The 16,892-nt window shown below is 59.5% G+C and carries 18 protein-coding genes; 14 read left to right on the top strand and 4 right to left on the bottom strand.

From position 1 onward, the window contains the following. The coding region (locus BFN10_RS07255; protein WP_139221101.1) for an ATP-binding cassette domain-containing protein at positions 1-807 on the top strand (807 nt) is incomplete at its 5' end. Positions 808-816: 9 nt separating this feature from the next. Then, a complete protein-coding gene (gene araH, locus BFN10_RS07260; protein ID WP_071489111.1) occupies positions 817-1,785 on the top strand; it encodes an L-arabinose ABC transporter permease AraH in 969 nt (322 codons plus the stop codon). Positions 1,786-1,899: 114 nt separating this feature from the next. On the opposite strand, the gene BFN10_RS07265 is transcribed toward araH, so the two are convergent. Continuing rightward, positions 1,900-3,048, bottom strand: coding sequence for an aldose epimerase family protein (locus tag BFN10_RS07265; RefSeq protein WP_071489112.1), 1,149 nt, complete (start codon positions 3,046-3,048; stop codon positions 1,900-1,902). A gap of 137 nt (positions 3,049-3,185) precedes the next feature. Here BFN10_RS07265 and BFN10_RS07270 point away from each other — a divergent pair, with 137 nt between their 5' ends. From BFN10_RS07270 to BFN10_RS07325, 12 genes are all read left to right on the top strand, one after another. Further along, positions 3,186-3,953 (top strand): SDR family NAD(P)-dependent oxidoreductase, encoded by a 768-nt coding sequence (locus BFN10_RS07270; RefSeq protein WP_071489113.1) that lies wholly within the window; start codon positions 3,186-3,188, stop codon positions 3,951-3,953. A 442-nt stretch (positions 3,954-4,395) separates the two neighbouring features. Then, on the top strand, positions 4,396-4,779 hold the full coding sequence (locus tag BFN10_RS07275) for a RidA family protein (RefSeq protein WP_028619715.1): 384 nt from the start codon (positions 4,396-4,398) through the stop codon (positions 4,777-4,779). A 14-nt stretch (positions 4,780-4,793) separates the two neighbouring features. After that, entirely contained in the window at positions 4,794-5,993 is a 1,200-nt protein-coding gene (locus BFN10_RS07280; RefSeq protein ID WP_071489114.1) for an MFS transporter, read from the top strand. 160 nt (positions 5,994-6,153) lie between these two features. Then, the gene (locus BFN10_RS07285) at positions 6,154-7,416 is read left to right on the top strand and encodes a cation:proton antiporter (protein ID WP_071489115.1); all 1,263 of its coding nucleotides are present in this window, start codon (positions 6,154-6,156) and stop codon (positions 7,414-7,416) included. A 42-nt stretch (positions 7,417-7,458) separates the two neighbouring features. Then, positions 7,459-7,728: an acyl carrier protein gene (locus BFN10_RS07290; RefSeq protein WP_032864610.1), complete on the top strand. Its 270-nt coding sequence runs from the start codon at positions 7,459-7,461 to the stop codon at positions 7,726-7,728. A 1-nt stretch (position 7,729) separates the two neighbouring features. Continuing rightward, positions 7,730-9,172 (top strand): class I adenylate-forming enzyme family protein, encoded by a 1,443-nt coding sequence (locus BFN10_RS07295; protein ID WP_071489116.1) that lies wholly within the window; start codon positions 7,730-7,732, stop codon positions 9,170-9,172. A 9-nt stretch (positions 9,173-9,181) separates the two neighbouring features. After that, positions 9,182-9,865: a hypothetical protein gene (locus tag BFN10_RS07300; RefSeq protein WP_071489117.1), complete on the top strand. Its 684-nt coding sequence runs from the start codon at positions 9,182-9,184 to the stop codon at positions 9,863-9,865. Positions 9,866-9,896: 31 nt separating this feature from the next. Continuing rightward, entirely contained in the window at positions 9,897-11,006 is a 1,110-nt protein-coding gene (locus BFN10_RS07305) for a beta-ketoacyl-[acyl-carrier-protein] synthase family protein (protein ID WP_071489118.1), read from the top strand. Between the two features lie 20 nt (positions 11,007-11,026). Beyond that, positions 11,027-11,536 (top strand): hypothetical protein, encoded by a 510-nt coding sequence (locus BFN10_RS07310; RefSeq protein ID WP_071489119.1) that lies wholly within the window; start codon positions 11,027-11,029, stop codon positions 11,534-11,536. A gap of 26 nt (positions 11,537-11,562) precedes the next feature. Then, positions 11,563-13,251, top strand: coding sequence for an NAD(P)/FAD-dependent oxidoreductase (locus BFN10_RS07315; protein WP_071489120.1), 1,689 nt, complete (start codon positions 11,563-11,565; stop codon positions 13,249-13,251). Between the two features lie 71 nt (positions 13,252-13,322). Beyond that, entirely contained in the window at positions 13,323-14,627 is a 1,305-nt protein-coding gene (gabT, locus tag BFN10_RS07320) for a 4-aminobutyrate--2-oxoglutarate transaminase (protein ID WP_068933922.1), read from the top strand. A gap of 16 nt (positions 14,628-14,643) precedes the next feature. Next, positions 14,644-15,132: a flavin reductase family protein gene (locus BFN10_RS07325; RefSeq protein ID WP_028619721.1), complete on the top strand. Its 489-nt coding sequence runs from the start codon at positions 14,644-14,646 to the stop codon at positions 15,130-15,132. Here BFN10_RS07325 and BFN10_RS07330 read toward each other — a convergent pair. From BFN10_RS07330 to BFN10_RS07340, 3 genes are all read right to left on the bottom strand, one after another. Beyond that, positions 15,129-15,803 carry a glutathione S-transferase family protein gene (locus BFN10_RS07330; RefSeq protein ID WP_071489121.1) on the bottom strand — a complete coding sequence of 225 codons (675 nt, stop codon included), beginning with the start codon at positions 15,801-15,803 and terminating at the stop codon, positions 15,129-15,131. The two genes, BFN10_RS07325 and BFN10_RS07330, sit on opposite strands and share 4 nt — an antisense overlap. Before the next feature lie 68 nt (positions 15,804-15,871). Next, entirely contained in the window at positions 15,872-16,474 is a 603-nt protein-coding gene (locus BFN10_RS07335; protein WP_071489122.1) for a glutathione S-transferase, read from the bottom strand. A gap of 11 nt (positions 16,475-16,485) precedes the next feature. Then, entirely contained in the window at positions 16,486-16,872 is a 387-nt protein-coding gene (locus tag BFN10_RS07340) for a hypothetical protein (RefSeq protein ID WP_028619724.1), read from the bottom strand. Positions 16,873-16,892 lie beyond the last annotated feature (20 nt).

Raw genomic sequence — 16,892 nt, forward strand, 5'->3', positions numbered from 1 at the left:
CAACTGGTGACGTGCATGGTGGGTCGCGATATCCAGGACATTTACGACTACCGCCCGCGTGAGCACGGCGAAGTCGCGCTCAAGGTCGATGGCCTGCTCGGTCCCGGCCTGCGTGAGCCGATAAGTTTCGGTGTGCGCAAGGGCGAGATCCTTGGCCTGTTCGGGCTGGTCGGGGCTGGGCGCACCGAGCTGTTCCGGCTGCTCAGCGGCCTGGAGCGCGCCAGTGCCGGCAGCCTGCATTTGTGCGGGCAGGCGCTGCAACTGCGCTCGCCCAGGGATGCCATCGCCGCCGGCGTGCTGCTGTGCCCGGAGGACCGCAAGAAGGAAGGCATCATCCCGCTGTCCAGCGTCGCCGAGAACATCAATATCAGCGCACGCGGTGCCCACTCCACGTTCGGCTGGCTGCTGCGCGAGGGCTGGGAAAAGGGCAACGCCGACCAGCAGATCCAGGCCATGAAGGTCAAGACGCCGAACGCCGCGCAGAAGATCATGTACCTGTCCGGCGGCAACCAGCAGAAGGCCATTCTCGGTCGCTGGCTGTCGATGCCGATGAAGGTGCTGCTGCTGGACGAACCGACCCGTGGCATCGATATCGGCGCCAAGGCCGAGATCTACCAGATCATCCATAACCTGGCGGCCCAGGGCATTGCGGTGATTGTGGTGTCCAGCGACCTGATGGAAGTGATGGGCATCTCCGACCGCATCCTGGTGCTGTGCGAAGGTGCGATGCGCGGCGAACAAACCCGCGAAGACGCTACCGAATCCAACCTGCTGCAATTGGCCCTGCCGCGCAGCGTGGCGAACTGAGAGACGACTATGACTACTCAACACAACGTGCTGCCCACGGCGCGCAAGCCTCTGGACCTGCGTGCACTGCTGGACAACTGGGCGATGCTGCTGGCGGCGGTGAGCATTTTCCTGCTGTGCGCCTTGCTCATCGACAACTTCCTGTCACCGCTGAACATGCGTGGCCTGGGCCTGGCGATTTCCACCGTGGGCATCGCCGCCTGCACCATGCTGTTCTGCCTGGCGTCGGGGCATTTCGACCTGTCAGTGGGCTCGGTGATCGCCTGCGCCGGGGTGGTGGCGGCGATTGTGATGCGCGACACCGACAGCGTCCTGTTGGGCATTGGCGCCGCCTTGCTGATGGGCCTGATGGTGGGGCTGATCAACGGCATCGTGATCGCCAAGCTGCGGGTCAACGCGCTGATCACCACCCTGGCGACCATGCAGATCGTGCGCGGCCTGGCGTACATCTTCGCCAACGGCAAGGCGGTGGGGGTGTCCCAGGAGCAGTTCTTCATTTTCGGCAACGGCCAGTTGCTGGGGGTGCCGGTGCCGATCCTGATCACGATCCTGTGCTTCCTGTTCTTCGGCTGGCTGCTCAACTACACCACCTATGGGCGCAACACCATGGCCATCGGCGGCAACCCGGAAGCGGCGTTGCTGGCGGGCGTCAATGTGGACCGCACCAAGATCCTGATCTTTGCCGTGCACGGCCTGATCGGCGCGTTGGCCGGGGTGATCCTCGCCTCGCGCATGACCTCCGGCCAGCCGATGATCGGCCAGGGCTTCGAGCTGACGGTGATCTCGGCCTGTGTGCTGGGCGGGGTGTCGCTGAGCGGCGGGGTGGGGATGATCCGTCATGTGATTGCCGGCGTGTTGATTTTGGCGATCATCGAGAATGCGATGAACCTGAAGAACATCGACACCTTCTACCAGTACGTGATCCGCGGCTCGATCCTGCTGCTGGCGGTGGTCATCGACCGCATGAAACAACGCTGATCCCAAGCCAAATGTAGTTCCAAATGCGGGAGGGGGCTTGCCCCCGATAGCGGTGTGTCAGTGTGCATCGCTGTCTTTGACACTCTGCTATCGGGGCAAGCCCCTCACACAAGTTTAGTCCGCGGAGAATTTGAAGACAGTGTTCTGGGTGTAGGTCTGCCCTGGGTTCAGGCGGGTCGACGCAAACTCAGGCTGATTAGGCGCATCCGGAAAATGCTGGGTCTCCAACGTAAACCCACTCCAGTGCTGATAGGTCTTGCCTGCCTTGCCCTTCACCGACCCATCGAGGAAGTTGCTGGTATAGAACTGCACCCCAGGCTCGGTGGTAAACAGCTGCAAGCGCCGCCCGGACGCAGGATCATGCACCTCGGCCGCCAACTGCTTCACGTCACCCTGGGTATCCAGCGCCCAGTTGAAGTCGAACCCACCCTGTTTCGGCTCGGCAAATTTGAGCTGTGGGTGATCGTCCTTGATGTGCTGGCCGATCGGCGTCGGCGTGAGGAAGTCCATCGGTGTGCCCTTGACCGGCGCCAGTTCGCCGGTGGGAATCAGCGTCGCATTCACCGGCGTGTAATGGCTGGCATGCAAGGTGGCGACCTGCTTGAGGATGTCGCCATTGCCCGCGCCGGCCAGGTTGAAGTAGCTGTGGTTGGTGAGGTTGAGCACCGTCGGTTTGTCGGTGGTGGCGCTGTAGTCTATGTGCAGTTCGTTGTTGTCGTTGAGGCGGTAGGTGACTTCGGTCTTCAGGTTGCCGGGGAAGCCCATCTCGCCGTCCTTGGACAGGTAGGTGAGGGTCACGCCGACCGAGTCCTTGGCCTTGACCGGCGTGGCTTTCCACACCCGCTTGTCGAAGCCCTGGGCGCCGCCATGCAGCGAGTTGGGGCCGTCGTTGAGTGGCACCTGGTAGCGCTTGCCGTCGAGTTCGAAGGCGCCGCCGGCCAGACGGTTGCCGAAACGGCCGATGGTCGCGCCGAAGAACGCCGTACCGCTCTGATAGCCTTGCACGTCGTCAAAGCCCAGCACCACGTCGTCGAGCTTGCCATGTTTGTCCGGTACTTTCAGCGACTGCAACACGCCGCCGTAGGTGATCACCGTGGCTTGCATGCCATGGCTGTTACGCAGGATGTACTGCTCGACGGCGGTGCCGTCATTGGTTTTACCGAACGGTTTGTGTTCGCTGGTAAGGCCCGCCGCCTGGGCGCCGCCGCTGGCGACCAGCATGGACAGGGCGAGGCCCGAAAGCAGGTAACGAGGGTGCTTCATGGTCGAACTTCCTTTTGTTGTTTTGAGTGGAATAGTTCTACTAATGTGCGATATTTTGTCGATATGACAGCGAATTTATAGCCTTAAACCGCATTTTTGCAAAATAAAATAAGACTAATTAAGCGAGGCAACCTTTTATGACCACTCATCACCCCGTTTATCCCGACCTTGAAGGCAAGACTGTCCTGATCTCTGGAGGCGCCTCAGGCATTGGCGAATTCATGGTGCGCGCCTTCGCGGCCCAAGGCGCCAAGGTCGGCTTTGTCGACCGCGCGCAAAGCCAGGGCGAACGCCTGGCGGCTTTGCTGAGTTCGCGAGGGCACACGGTGGAATTCGTCAATTGCGACATCACCGACGAGATAGCCTATAAAGCCGCCATCACTCGTTTCGAACACTCGCTGGGGCCGATCACCGTGCTGGTGAACAATGCCGCTAATGACGTACGCCACAGCTTGGAAGAAGTCGACTCGGAAATGTTCGACCGGCTCATCTCCGTCAACCTCAAGCACGCCTTCTTCGCCGCCAAGGCCGTGGTGCCGATGATGAAAAACGCGGGCGGCGGGGCGATCATCAACCTCGGCTCCGTCGGCTGGATGATGGCTTCCGCCGGCTACCCGGTGTACGCCGCCAGCAAGGCCGCCGCCCACGGCATGACCCGCGCCCTGGCCCGGGAACTGGGGCCGAGCCGCATCCGCGTGAATACGCTGGTGCCGGGTTGGGTGATGACGGAAAAACAATTGGCGATGTGGGTCGACGATGCCGCCAAGGAACTGATCAGCCGCAGTCAGTGTTTGCCGGGGAGCGTTTTGCCGGAACACATCGCCAACATGGCGTTGTTTCTCGCCTCCGATGCCTCGGCGATGTGTTCGGCGCAGAACTTTATTGTGGATGGCGGTTGGGTTTAACCGCGTCGCACCCTCCATCCGAATGTCGACTTCAATGGACTGCTCTTGCGCAGGAGCAGTCTGTCAACTCGCTTGTGCATATACTCCTCCCCCTCCCGCCAATATGCGTTAGCCGACGAATGGTCAGGCGCGCCAGTGAGCATTCGGGTGCCCTTCGGACCGGTCAGTCGAGCTGTCGGCCAACAGCTTGAAATCAAGACAATTTTGCCGATGAAGGCGTTTCGATCTGGTAGTGGATGTTAATTGATAGTGTAGTTTTTCTTAAATGAAGGCGGGTTTTAAGCGGTCTATTTCGTTCTTATTGGTAGTTTAGGTTAACTATATGCGTTCTTGAACCTAGACATCTCCGAGGCGTCGGGCGTATGGTTTTGATCATTGGATCCGAAAGATCACTGCTCCATACCTAAGCCGCATCAGGCCCCGTTTCATAAGGAGATGAACTATGCGCGAAAGGTATTCATCGGGCTCCAGCTGGGAGGAAGTGTTCGGGTTTTCCCGGGCGGTTCAAGTGGATGACACCCTATACATCTCCAAGACGGGCGCACTCGGGCCCGACGGAATCATCGTCGCGTCCAATGTCGCCGAGCAGACTCGCGTCATCCTGGAAAAGATCAGCCGCATCCTGCAGGACGCCGGTTTCGCCCTCACAGACGTGGTGCAAAGCCGCATGTACCTGACGCAATTGACGGAGTGGCGGCAGGCGGCCGAGGTCCATGGCGCCTTCTTTCGTGATATCCGGCCGGCGTTCACGCTGTTGCATGTGCTGCCTTTCGCCGAGCCGCAAATGCTGGTGGGCATTGAAGTGGTTGCCCAACGGAATCGTTGACGGAGAGCGTTGATATGAGCCTATCAGACACGCGATTCGTCACGGGGTTTGTGGCTGTCGCCGCAGGGCTGTCCATCGCCAACAATTACGTATTGCAGCCTGTGCTGCCGGCCATCGCGGTCTCGTTGAACATCCCCGTGTCGGCCACCGGCTTGATCGCCGGCAGTACCCAGGTTGGATACATGCTGGGGATCATGCTGCTGGTGCCCCTAGGCGATTCGCGGAACAAGCGCAGCGTGGTCAGCCTTCAATTTCTGGTGTTGGGCTTGGCATTGTTGCTGGCGGCTTGCGGCACGCACCTGTTGTACATGATCGGCCTCGGTGCCGTGATTGGCGCCATGGCCACCAATGCGGTGCAGCTCAACGCCCTAGGCTTTCAGATTGACCCGAAGGGCAGCACGGTCGGGCTGGTGGGTGCCGGTATCGCCGCCGGTATTCTGCTGGCGCGGTTCATGGGCGGTGTTCTGGCTGATCAATTTGGCTGGCGTGGGATGCTCGTGGTGGTGGGGCTGCTGATGCTGCTGCTGGCCTTGGCCAGTCGAGCGGTGTTGCCCTATATCGAAACCCGGCGCAGTGCCAGTTATCGGCAATTGCTCCTCGGTCTTGCGCCTCTGTTCATGCGCCACGGGGCATTACGCTGGGCTACGTTATTGGGAGGCTGTTGGTTTTTGATTTTCAGCTTGTTGTGGGTCGCATTGATGCTCCACGTCAGCAGCGCACCTATGTCGTTGAGCCCTTCACAGGCAGGCATGCTCGGCCTGGCCGGGCTGGCAGGATTGTTGATGGCTCGGCCGGCCGGAAAATGGGCAGACAGGTGGGGAAGCCGACAGGTGATTGGCGCCGGCTTCGGCATGACCGGACTGGGCGTGCTTGTGTTGCTGGTGTTTCCCTATTCTCTGCTCGCGATTGTCGCGGGAGTGGTGCTGTTTGACTTGGGTTGCTTCAGCGCCCAAGTCGCCAATCAAACGACCGTGCTGAAAATAGATCCGCTCCAGCGCAATAGCCTGTTTGCACTTTATATGTTTTTTTATTATGGCTGCGGCGCCATAGGGTCGATAGCTGCGCCGGTCATTCATGCTTATTTCGGCTGGGCCGGTATTTGTTGGACGAGTCTTTTACTTGCGTTGACGGGCGGCGCTGCCAACTACTTGATGCGTTCGCCTGGCGCCCGCGCAGTTGTCGAACTTTCGATTGCCGATAGTGTTGATAAGTAAACTGCGCACGCATCGCTAAGTTTTATAGATGGATGGACTGCTGGACTGCCAATGACTGTGTGGCGGGTGGGTTTAAACCGTGCCTGGATGCCGAAGGCATGCCTGAAGTTCGGCGTCTTGTGTGGCTCTTTCAATCGTTGTACTGCATGGGTACTTCACTATGTTTTTCATACAACTGGCCGTTATATTACTTGCTTGTCACCTATTTGGTTGGCTGGCTGAGCGCCTTGGACAATGTCGCGTCGTGGGCGAGATAACCGCGGGTATCGTGCTCGGGCCAACGGTGTTCGGGCGCCTGGAATCATCCCTTGGTCAGTCCGTGGGCCTGTTTGAAACCCAGCACATCGGGTGGTTGGCGCATGTTGCCGACCTGGGGCTGATCTTCCTGATGTTCCAAGTCGGTGTGCACATCAATCAACGACACCCCGAAGCATCGGCACAGGGGCGTTTCGCCGCCTTGGCGATTGCCCTGCTCGGGCTGGTTTTGCCCTTTGCCTTGGGCGTAGGCGTGGCGCTGGTTGCCCATGAACACTTGGCGCCGACCTATTCGAAATGGGGGTTCGCCTGGTTCTGCGGTGTTGCGTTAGCAGTGTCTGCGGTGCCGGTCATGACGCGGATCGTCCAGAGCCTCGCCTTGCAGGAAACGCTGGTGGCCCACGTCACGTTGCGTGCGGCTGTGATCACCGACGTAGTGGGCTGGGTGATATTGGGCGCGATAGTGTTTTGCTCCCGAGTGGATGGCAATCCCCTCGATGCTCGCTATTTCGCTGCGCAACTGTTGGTGGCATTCGTCGGTTTCTATGGCCTGACACGCTACCTGGTCATCCCCTTTATCCGCCGCGCCCAGGCGCGGGACGAGCACGCGGCGATCATGCCCATGGTGATCAGCTACGTATTGCTGTGTGCCTGGGTCACTGACTGGTTGGGCCTGCACTGTGCAATCGGAGCGCTGCTCGCCGGCTTGATGATGAAGCAGGTGCCTGAATTCACTCACTATTGGCGCAACCAGGTGGAAGGGTTTCTGAACTTTGTCCTGTTGCCGGTATTTTTCGCCTACGCCGGGATCAAAACCTCGTTCGCCAGCCTTGGCAGTCAGGAAAACCTGATCTGGCTCGGCGTATTCCTGGTGTGTGCGTTTGTTGGCAAGTTCGGTGGCGCCTATCTGGGGGCGCGTGTCAGCGGTCTGCAACGGACCGATTCGGCCATTGTCGGCGCCCTGATGAATACCCGTGGGTTGATGGAGCTGATCATCCTGGCGATTGGCCTGGAACTCAAACTGATCTCGATCGATGCCTACACCATCCTGGTGTTCATGGCGCTGATTATTACTGCAACGACGACACCCTTGGTCCGGCGTCTGTTACGCCCGGATCCCCATGTATTTCTTTCGAAAGAAATGCTGCAAACGCGAAGTTCTCACTGACCTGTAATACCCGTTGTTTTCTTTGATAAAAGCGAGGTTTCCATGAGCGTACATACCCGGCAAGAAGTTATCGCGATTCTGAAGAAAATTGTTTCCGAAAAGTTGGACCTGGATATCCCGGAGTCGCACATAAAAGAGGAGGCGGGGTTCTCCTCGGAAGTGGGCGTGGACTCGATTGGTTTTATCGAATTGCGTTTTCAATGTGAAGAAGAATTCAAGATTAAGATCAGTGAAGAAGAGTTCGGGCCCGATAACTTCTTTAATTGCAAGACACTGTCTGACTTTATTGTCAACAAGCTTGAGGCTCATTGAAATGAATAGCCTTGTGTCAATCGAACGAAGCAGGGAGTTCTTTCCTGCCGATAAACTGTTGAATATTTCGGCCACCTCATCCGTAGGCGATCATTGCACAGCGACTGACACTTACACGGACTACCTGAGGTTCTGGCAAACCAGTCCGCTGCAGCCCGGACACGTCGTGGTCATCGCCTTGCCGAACACGATCGATGTACTGCACATGTTTTTCGCTGTGCTCAACAGCGGCCTGGTACCGGCGTTGATTGCGCCGACTACCCCGTCTGAGCGGTTTGGGCAGATCATCGAGGATTTCCAGGCCGCGGCGTTGGTGAAGTCGAGTCTGCGCATTGATGGTATTCCCCATGGGCCAGGCGCACGGGCTGAACTCATCGGTCGCTGGAGTGTGCTGATTTTCGATGCGCCGCGTATGCCGTCGACGCGACCTGGTGAGGTCATCATCACCACATCAGGCACTTCAGCGTCGTTCAGCAGCGGTTGCGTGCACCGGTTCGAATCGTTGCAAGCCAATGGCCTGCGACATGCCCACAGCATCGGGCTGCGTAAAGAGGATCGGGTGCTGGTCAATCTACCGTTGTATTACTCGACGGCACTGGTGGCCCAAGCCATTGCGACCCTGACGCTGGACGCCCAGTTGGTCATCAGCGGTCCGCCCTTTTTACTGCCGCAATACACCCGCGATATCGCCGCGCATCGCATCACGGTGAGTTCGCTGACACCGGTGCTGTTGCGTCAGATCAATGCCTGCGAACCGTCCGGCTTACCGCCTGGGTTGCGCGTATTGAGCGTGGGGGGCGACCACGTACCGGCGGAGCAGGTGCAGCGTTGCCTGCAAGCAAACCCGCAATTGGAGCTGTATCTGACGTACGGCATCACCGAAGCCGGGCCCCGCGTGTCGACGTTGGCCGCCCATCGCGTCGACCCTGCCCGGTATGCCTCGGTGGGGCTACCGTTGGCGGGCACCCAAGTGAGGCTCGACTGGCTGTCCGAGAGCCCTTGGCAAGGGGAGTTGCTGGTGTCATCCAATACGTTGCTGCTCAGCAAAATCGGGCGCAGCGCGAAATCGCCTCTGGTCGATATCGACGGGACGACATGGTTGCGCACCGGCGATATTTTTACCCAGGACGCGCAGGGATATCTGTTTTTCAAAGGGCGTAAATCGGACTTCCTGGTGATCAACGATGAGAAGGTCAACCTTGGGGCGATCAAGCACATCTGCCGCACGCTGCCAGGGGTCATCAGTTGCCGAACGCTGGTCAAGCCGACACATCAGGCGCTGGCGGGATTCGAGCTGGAAGTGACGCTCGATCAGTCCATCGTGCCGTCCTGCGACGGCCCTTCGTTCAAGCAACACATATTGAAACTGCTCAAGCGCTACGAGCGCCCCGGCCGCATTGACCTGGTCTTTCAGGACGCCGGCTCCATCGTCAATTACAAGTAGGTGACTGCTATGAATGAACAGCTTACGGCTGCGGCCCGCGAAGTGATCAATCGCTACGCGTTGTCCTCACTGGAGGATGTCATGGCGTTGATTCCCCGGTACATGTGTCATGTGCTGCAGGAGTCCGACCAGTTCGAGACCTACCCGCCCAATGTGGTCAAGTTGAAGTTCGACCCGAGCCAGTGGGAAGCCTGCATCCAGCGCTATGAGCACTATCGGGACGTGGTGATTCCCGCGATCAGCCCCCTGGACTACCTCAACGCCATGCTCGACGAGGGGCCGCGGTTGCCGTGTTTCTGCTCGGAAATGGCCAACGTGGCGGGCGTGCTCGTCAGCCAGTTGCTCGGCCAGAAGGTCTACGCGGTGAGGAACATCTTCGTCAACTATCTGTACCTGCCACAGCGCTGGCACTGCATCAACGCGCTGATACAGGACAACCGTATCCGCTACTTCGATACCTCGGCCTATGCCCAGGTACTGGACAAGAAGCGCCGCAAGATCGTCGAACCATCGCAGTTGCCGGGCTTCAATGCCGCCGATATCGACGAAACCTTCATCCACAGCGACCGCTGGCTGCAAAGCGAGCCGTTTGCCCGGCGCATCGAGCTGGTCTCGGGCGAGTTGCTTGATAACTACTATCCCTCGCCAGTGCACGACAAGCCGGTTGACGAATTTCAACGGGTCTACGGCTGAGGCGACTCCCGATTTTTCTGCTGGAGGCACTATGAACAAGGTTGTAGTGACAGGTCTCGGATGGAACACCGCGTTAGGGTCTCAATTGCAGACCGTATGGGAGCGGCTGGTAGAAGGTCAGACAGGCATACGTGATCTGCCCGTCGAATATCCGCTCAAGAACACGCTGGCAGGTTTCCTGCCGGACTGCGACATCGCCGAGCCGAAGGCACGGCTGCTGGATCTGGCGCAACGCACGGTCAAGGCGGCACTGGACGATGCCCGAGTGGCCGTCAGCGGGCAAAACCCCCGGCAGTTTCTGATTGCCGGCACCAGCCTTGGGTATCGCCTGGACAGCCTGGCGTTTCATGAAGATCCGCTGCATGAATGGGTAGTGACCACCGCGCAGCGCCTCGGTTTGCAGCCGTTGGCGCTGTCCACTGCGTGCTCGTCGGGCTCGGATGCGCTGATGCTGGGGGCTTACCTGATCCGAGCCGGGTTGGCCGACACCTGTGTCTGTGGCGGTGCGGATATCCTCGGCCGCTCCAAACGCCTGGCCCATACCGCGTTGGGCACCATGTCGGCGACTCGACTGCGGGCGTTCGACCAGCATCACGACGGCACGCTGCTGGGGGAGGGCGCGGGGTTCCTGGTGCTGGAGCGTCAAGGGCAGGAGGCGCGCAAGCCCTATGCCTATCTGCTGGGCTGTGGCTCGGCCAACGATGCCGCCGGGCTGACTGCGCCGGACGAGCAAGGCATGGGTATTCGCCTGGCCTTGGACCGGTCTCTGGAGGAGGCGGGGATTCACCGTAACCAGATCGGCCTGGTCAATGCCCATGGCTCGGGAACCCTGACCAATGACCGGGTGGAAAGCGCAGCCTATGCCGATTACTTCAGCGGCTACCAGCCCATCGTCTTTGCCACGAAAGGCGCCTTTGGCCACACATTGGGCGCAACGGGGGCGTTGGAGGCGATTGCCTTGGTCAAGAGCCTGCAGACCGGAGTCGTGCCGCCCATCCACGGGCTTGAGACGCCAATCGCGAACCTGGATTTCCGCTTGCCCGTCGGCACGGCATTGCAGGCACAGGCGCAGATCGGCCTGAGCCTCACCATCGGCTTTGGCGGGTTCAATACCAGCCTTGTGTTCCAACGCTACAGCTAAGTCACTTCAAGGAGGGTCTCATGAAAATCCTGGATCGTGCTCATGCCAGCAACTTCACTTACAACGACCTTGATGAAGGCTTGCGCAAAGGCCTCAAAAGCGCTGACCCGTCGGTCTACAGCGTGCTATCCAGCGTCAGCGAGTTGTACCTCAAATACCGCGAACGCCTCGACCCGGTGCGTGCTCAGGTGGGGTTCATTTATTACGGCAACGCTTATCCCAAGACCACCACCGACAGGATCGTCGAAGGCCTGGCCAGCAAGGACCGTGTTTCGCCCTCGGACTTTATCAACGCCAATGCCGGAGCGGCGACCTCCATCTGTTGCACACGCTATGGCTTCCAGGGACCGACGCTGGTCCTGACCATGCCTGGACGTGACGTTCAAGCCATTGCCCGAGGCTTGGCCGACTATTGGCTAGCCACGGGCCAGGCCGACTATCTGTTTCTGGTCGAGGCCCAGACGGACAGCGTCGAGGTGCTTCAGGTCAGCACCGAACTCCTACAGCGCGCAAGTGCGCACTTTCACTGAATCAATAACCACCGATCGAGGTTGTCATGGAAAACACTTACGACGTAGCCATCATTGGCAGTGGCATTGCCGGAACCATGTTGGGCGCTATCCTGGCCAAGGAAGGTGTGAGCGTGGTCATCATCGACGCCGGCACCCATCCGCGTTTTGCAGTGGGCGAATCGATGGTGCCCGAGAGCGCTGTGCTGTTGAAAATCCTGGCCAACCGTTATGCAATACCGGAGTTGGCCTACCCCGGCGAACTCAATTCGCTGATCAAGCATGTGGGTTCCTCATCGGCCGGGATCAAGTTGGCGTTCAGTTTTGCCTGGAACGGCAAACACCAAGAACATAACCCGCTGGATGTGGTGTCCACTCCGGTTATCGCCCCCGAGGCCCATCTGTTCCGGCAGGATGTGGACGCCTATTACCTGGCCCTGGCCGCCAGGCTCGGCGCGACCATCAAGCAACAAGCGCGGATTCAGGATATTGAAGAAACCGCCGACGGCATGATCCTGAACCTGGGCCGCGAACAGCTCAGCGCACGCTACGTGGTGGACGCGGCGGGTTACCGTTCGCCCATCGCCGACAAGTACCAGCTACGCCAGGGCGCCCGGGAAATGCAGGCGCGTACCCGGTCGATCTTCACGCATATGACTGGGGTAAAGCTCTACGAAGAGGTCATCGCGTCGACCCAGGCTTCCGGTTCGCCTACACCCCTGGCGCAAAGCACGTTGCACCATATGTTCAAGGGAGGATGGCTGTGGATCATCCCGTTCAACAATCATCCTCACTCCACCAACCCGCTATGCAGCATCGGGCTGCAGTTGGATATCGACGAGCATGGTCCTGCTGGTGATCCAGAGGTGGAGTTCAAGCAGTTTCTTGACGATCACCCTTCCGTTGCCCGGCATTTCGAGGGCGCGGCCAGGGTGCGCGAATGGACCGTAGCCCCCCGACTCAACTACACCAGCCGCGAAAGCGTGGGGGATCGTTACTGCTTGCTCGGGCATGCAGTGGGTTTTGTCGACCCCTTGTTTTCTCGTGGCCTGGTCAATACCTTCGAGTCGATTGCGCGGGTGGCACCGAAGATCCTCAAGGCGGTCCAGACTGACGTCTGGCGCAAGGAGGACTTTCTCTCATATCAGGATTACAGCCTGGAAGTGGTGAAAGTGAACGACCGCCTGGTGGCCAACTCCTTTACCGCGTTCGACAGCTTCCCACTCTGGAATGCGTGGTTCAGGGTGTGGATCAGTGGCAGTTACATTGGCGTGCTGCGGTTTCGCAAGATTCTCTCCGACTACCTCAAGACCGGCGATAACGAGGCGTTGGAACAGGCGTTCGAGACGGCAACCTATGCTGGGCACCTGTCGATCGAGAGCCCGTATTACGAAGCGCTGTTTGAGGCCGCCTGCACCGCAATGGAAGCCTACCGTGCCGGCCAGCAGAGCGAAGCGCAGACCATCGAGGTATTGCAGCGCTTGTTCGAAGAGCAGCGCGAGCATTTGCCGATCGATTTCGCCGACTTCTCCAACCGCTTCATCTCCCGCGCGAGCCAGGAGTTTGCCGATTCGTTGCTCAAGTGGGCCAATGACGCACCGGGCGGGCTCAAGGCACGATTTGATCGCGGCAATGCACCGGTCAAGTTCGACTTCCTCGACAGCTACCGTTACGGCGACCGCCTGCAGCTGGCTGCCGAGGCAGATGCAGCGCTGCAAGCCTATCGGGTTCGCTGAGTTCCCCCACTGCATGCGGCTCCGGTGAAGGCTGGAGCCGCTTTGACTGTCGTCTACGAGAGGGTAAGGGTATGCAAGATACAACCCAGGCATTGGCGCAGCGACGCACCCAGGCAGTCGCCCGGGGCGTCAACCAGGCCCATGCCGTGTACGTGGAGCGTGCGGACAATGCGCTGCTATGGGATGTCGAAGGGCGGCGCTACGTGGATTTCTGCGGCGGGATTGCAGCGCTCAATACCGGTCACCTGCACCCGCAGGTGGTTGACGCGGTGCAGGCGCAATTGCAGCAGTTTTCCCATACGTGTTTTGCGGCGGTGCCCTATGAGAGCTATATCGCGGTGTGTGAAGCGATCAACGCGAGGGTGCCGGGCGATTTTGCCAAGAAGACGCTGCTGCTGACCACGGGCTCTGAGGCGGTAGAAAGTGCATTGAAAATCGCCCGCGTACACACACGCCGTACGGGTGTGATTGTGTTCACCGGCGCTTATCACGGCCGAACGCTGATGACCCTGGCGATGACCGCCAAGGTCAACCCCTATGCCCAAGGCATGGGACTGATGCCCGGTGGTGTCTATCGGGCGATGTTCCCGGATGCGGACGCCGGCGTTTCGGTGGTCGAGGCGATGAACAGCATTTACCGGATCTTCAGCAGCGACGCCGCACCGGAAGATATCGCTGCCATCGTTATTGAGCCGGTTCAGGGTGAAGGGGGATTTGTCGCAGCCCCTGTGGCGTTCATGGTGGCGCTACGCGCCTTGTGCGACCAGCATGGCATTGTGCTGGTCGCGGATGAAATACAGTGTGGCGCGGGGCGTACCGGCAGTTTTTTCGCGATGGAGCAAATGGGCGTCCATGCCGACTTGATTGTGTTCGGCAAGTCGATTGCCGGCGGGCTGCCGTTATCCGGCGTGACCGGCAAGGCTGAAATCATGGATGCGCCCCTGCCGGGCGGCCTCGGTGGCACCTACGCCGGGAACCCGCTGGCCTGCTCGGCTGCATTGGCCGTCCTGCGGGTATTCGATGAGCAAGGGTTGCTCAACGTCGCCCGCGAACTGGGCGAAGATCTGCGCGACAACCTCAAGGAAATCACCGGCGCCCTTGGTATCCATTGCCGTATCCGCGGCCTGGGGGCGATGGTTGCCCTGGAGCTGTTTGACGATGCGGCCCACCGTGTACCTTCTGCGCGCCTGGCCCGGCAACTGATCCAATGCGCGCGCGAGCGCGGCTTGCTCCTGCTGGCGTGCGGGCAATACGGCAATGTCATCCGTTTTCTCATGCCACTGACCATTCCCCGGCCCGTGTTGCTCGAAGGTCTGGAGATACTGGCGGCATGCTTGACGACAATCGACAACCACACCGTGGTTGGCCAACTCTGAAAAGGTGGACAGGGAAATGCAGACGCTTGAAAAACAGATGGACACGCGCGCGTTGCGTAACGCCTACGGCAAGTACGCCACGGGGGTCACCGTTGTCACAACCTTGGATGATCGAGGCGCGCCTGCCGGACTGACGGTCAGCAGCTTCAATTCGGTGTCGTTGGAGCCGGCCCTGGTCTTGTGGAGCCTGCGCAAGGAATCTTACACCGCTCGTGCATTCCAGGCGGCGGATGGCTTCGCGATCAATGTACTGGCCCATGAGCAACAACTGCTGAGCGACCGTTTTGCCACGCCGACCGCTGACAAGTTCAGCCAGGTGCCCTACGCAATCAGCGAAAACCAACTGCCGTTGATCGATGGCGCGATTGCTCAGTTCGAATGCATCAAGCGCAATGAGTTCGACGGTGGTGATCATTGGATTTTCATCGGCGAAGTCATCAGCTTCACACTCAATGAAGGCAACCCGCTGATCTTTCATGCAGGCAAGTACGCCACGGCGGTCTAGCCCGTCGCGCGGCGATCGGCAATGGCCATAAGCTTGTCGACGTCGCCGTGCGTGCGCTCATGATACGGCGCGCCTGCATCATAGGCGCGTCGAACATCGTCCCGTTGGGCCATGTGCTGCAGGTACTGCACGGTGTGAGGTAGCGCCTCCAGGCTGATGTGCAGCACCTTGTGCAGTCGCAGCCAGGGATAAATCGCCATGTCGGCGATGGAAAATTCGCCGCAGATAAACGCGCGCCCGGCGATGGCTTGCTCGAATACCTGGAACAGCGTGCGGGTCTGGTTCAGATAACGGTTGGCCGAGTATGCCTCGGGTTGGGAAGCCTGATGGTGGAAGTGATAATTCTGGCCGGCCATCGGTCCCAGGCTGCTGACTTGCCAGATCAGCCATTGCACCACCTGCCAGCGCTGCTCGGGCGACGTCCCGCGAAAACGGGCGTGCTTGTCCGCCAGGTAGAGCAGCACCGCCGCCGACTCCACCACCACTTGCTGGGTATCGTGGTCGAGCAGCACCGGAATCTTCGCGTGCGGGTTCAGCTGCAGATACGCGGGAAGGTGCTGCTCATCGCGGGCGAGGTTGATGTGGCAGATGTCGTAATTGACCGCCAGGGCCTCAAGCATCAGCAGGATTTTATAACCGTTGGCGGTAGGTGAAAAAAATACTGTGTACATAGGGGGCTTTTATGTGGGCGCAGGGCGAGGAGCCGGTGGGGACCGGCTCGCGTGGCGTTTGAGCCAGTTTACTGGATGGGGTATTGCTTGAAGGCCGGGAGTTCCTCCAGGCGCTTGGCGTGACGCTGCAGGTACGGGAAGGACTCGGCTTTGACCACTGAGGCGACCGTGAACTGGCTGAACGACCACGCCACCGCAGCGGTAATGGCGCCTTGAGTCAGCTTTTCGTCGGACGCGTGGGCTAGGCGTTTTTCCAGGGTCGAGTAGGCTGCCAGTAATTGGCCGGTTACCCGGTCGAGCCAGGGCTCGTGGAGCTTTTCGGCGGGGCGCAGATTATGCTCGTACACAATCTGTACGGTTTTTTCACAGGCGGCCAGTGCGAGCCCGATCAATTGCAGGTCCTGGGCGCGCTCGCTGGCGCGATCGGGCAAAAGCTTCCTGTTGGCCGGCGCCAGCGCTTCGAAGTATTCGAGGATCAGGCTTGAGTCCATCAACACGGTTGAATCGTCCAGCACCAGGGAGGGCGCCTTGACGACCGGATTGATTTGGGCAAATTGCTCGTAGGTGCTGAATACCGAGAGCGGCTGATGCTCAAAGTCGACGCCATACAGGTCCAGGGAGATTGCGACGCGGCGCACGTAGGGCGAGTCCAGCATGCCAACCAGTTTCATGAAGCCTCCATTTACGTCAGGGTAATTTTCAAAGTGCAGTGGGGATGCTTGAGGTATTTGTAGAGATCCAGGAGCAACCCGCGCACGCGAGGACTGGCCTCGTCGGCGGCCAGGAACAGCGCGATTTCCCCGTCGCCCTCCAGCAGAATCAGGCCCGGCGCAAGACAGGTGAAATCCCCGGGTTCCAGGCAGACATCGGTACCTTGGGACGTCATCCAATGACGCCCTTTCAGCGCGACGACATAGGCTTGCTGTTCCAACCAGAAAGAGAGTAGTTGATCCTTGGTCACTAGCCATTTCAGGGAATGTCGGCCCAACGCCATTTTCGCCAGCAATACCTGCGGAGCCTGAGTGATACGGGCGGTCGAGACGCTCTGTTCCATGATCGTGGTTTTCATCGAAGACGCTCCGCGGTTCG

The organism is Pseudomonas extremorientalis (assembly GCF_001870465.1).
Classification (GTDB): Bacteria; Pseudomonadota; Gammaproteobacteria; order Pseudomonadales; family Pseudomonadaceae; genus Aquipseudomonas; species Aquipseudomonas extremorientalis.

Bases quoted from the DNA above. Each gene is read 5' to 3' on its own strand.
- BFN10_RS07270 (WP_071489113.1), top strand. From the start codon at position 3,186: ATGACCACTCATCACCCCGTTTATCCCGACCTTGAAGGCAAGACTGTC.
- BFN10_RS07305 (WP_071489118.1), top strand. From the start codon at position 9,897: ATGAACAAGGTTGTAGTGACAGGTCTCGGATGGAACACCGCGTTAGGG.
- BFN10_RS07340 (WP_028619724.1), bottom strand. From the start codon at position 16,872: ATGAAAACCACGATCATGGAACAGAGCGTCTCGACCGCCCGTATCACT.
- araH (WP_071489111.1), top strand. From the start codon at position 817: ATGACTACTCAACACAACGTGCTGCCCACGGCGCGCAAGCCTCTGGAC.
- BFN10_RS07275 (WP_028619715.1), top strand. From the start codon at position 4,396: ATGCGCGAAAGGTATTCATCGGGCTCCAGCTGGGAGGAAGTGTTCGGG.
- BFN10_RS07335 (WP_071489122.1), bottom strand. From the start codon at position 16,474: ATGAAACTGGTTGGCATGCTGGACTCGCCCTACGTGCGCCGCGTCGCA.
- BFN10_RS07280 (WP_071489114.1), top strand. From the start codon at position 4,794: ATGAGCCTATCAGACACGCGATTCGTCACGGGGTTTGTGGCTGTCGCC.
- gabT (WP_068933922.1), top strand. From the start codon at position 13,323: ATGCAAGATACAACCCAGGCATTGGCGCAGCGACGCACCCAGGCAGTC.
- BFN10_RS07285 (WP_071489115.1), top strand. From the start codon at position 6,154: ATGTTTTTCATACAACTGGCCGTTATATTACTTGCTTGTCACCTATTT.
- BFN10_RS07325 (WP_028619721.1), top strand. From the start codon at position 14,644: ATGCAGACGCTTGAAAAACAGATGGACACGCGCGCGTTGCGTAACGCC.
- BFN10_RS07330 (WP_071489121.1), bottom strand. From the start codon at position 15,803: ATGTACACAGTATTTTTTTCACCTACCGCCAACGGTTATAAAATCCTG.
- BFN10_RS07290 (WP_032864610.1), top strand. From the start codon at position 7,459: ATGAGCGTACATACCCGGCAAGAAGTTATCGCGATTCTGAAGAAAATT.
- BFN10_RS07315 (WP_071489120.1), top strand. From the start codon at position 11,563: ATGGAAAACACTTACGACGTAGCCATCATTGGCAGTGGCATTGCCGGA.
- BFN10_RS07310 (WP_071489119.1), top strand. From the start codon at position 11,027: ATGAAAATCCTGGATCGTGCTCATGCCAGCAACTTCACTTACAACGAC.
- BFN10_RS07265 (WP_071489112.1), bottom strand. From the start codon at position 3,048: ATGAAGCACCCTCGTTACCTGCTTTCGGGCCTCGCCCTGTCCATGCTG.
- BFN10_RS07295 (WP_071489116.1), top strand. From the start codon at position 7,730: ATGAATAGCCTTGTGTCAATCGAACGAAGCAGGGAGTTCTTTCCTGCC.
- BFN10_RS07300 (WP_071489117.1), top strand. From the start codon at position 9,182: ATGAATGAACAGCTTACGGCTGCGGCCCGCGAAGTGATCAATCGCTAC.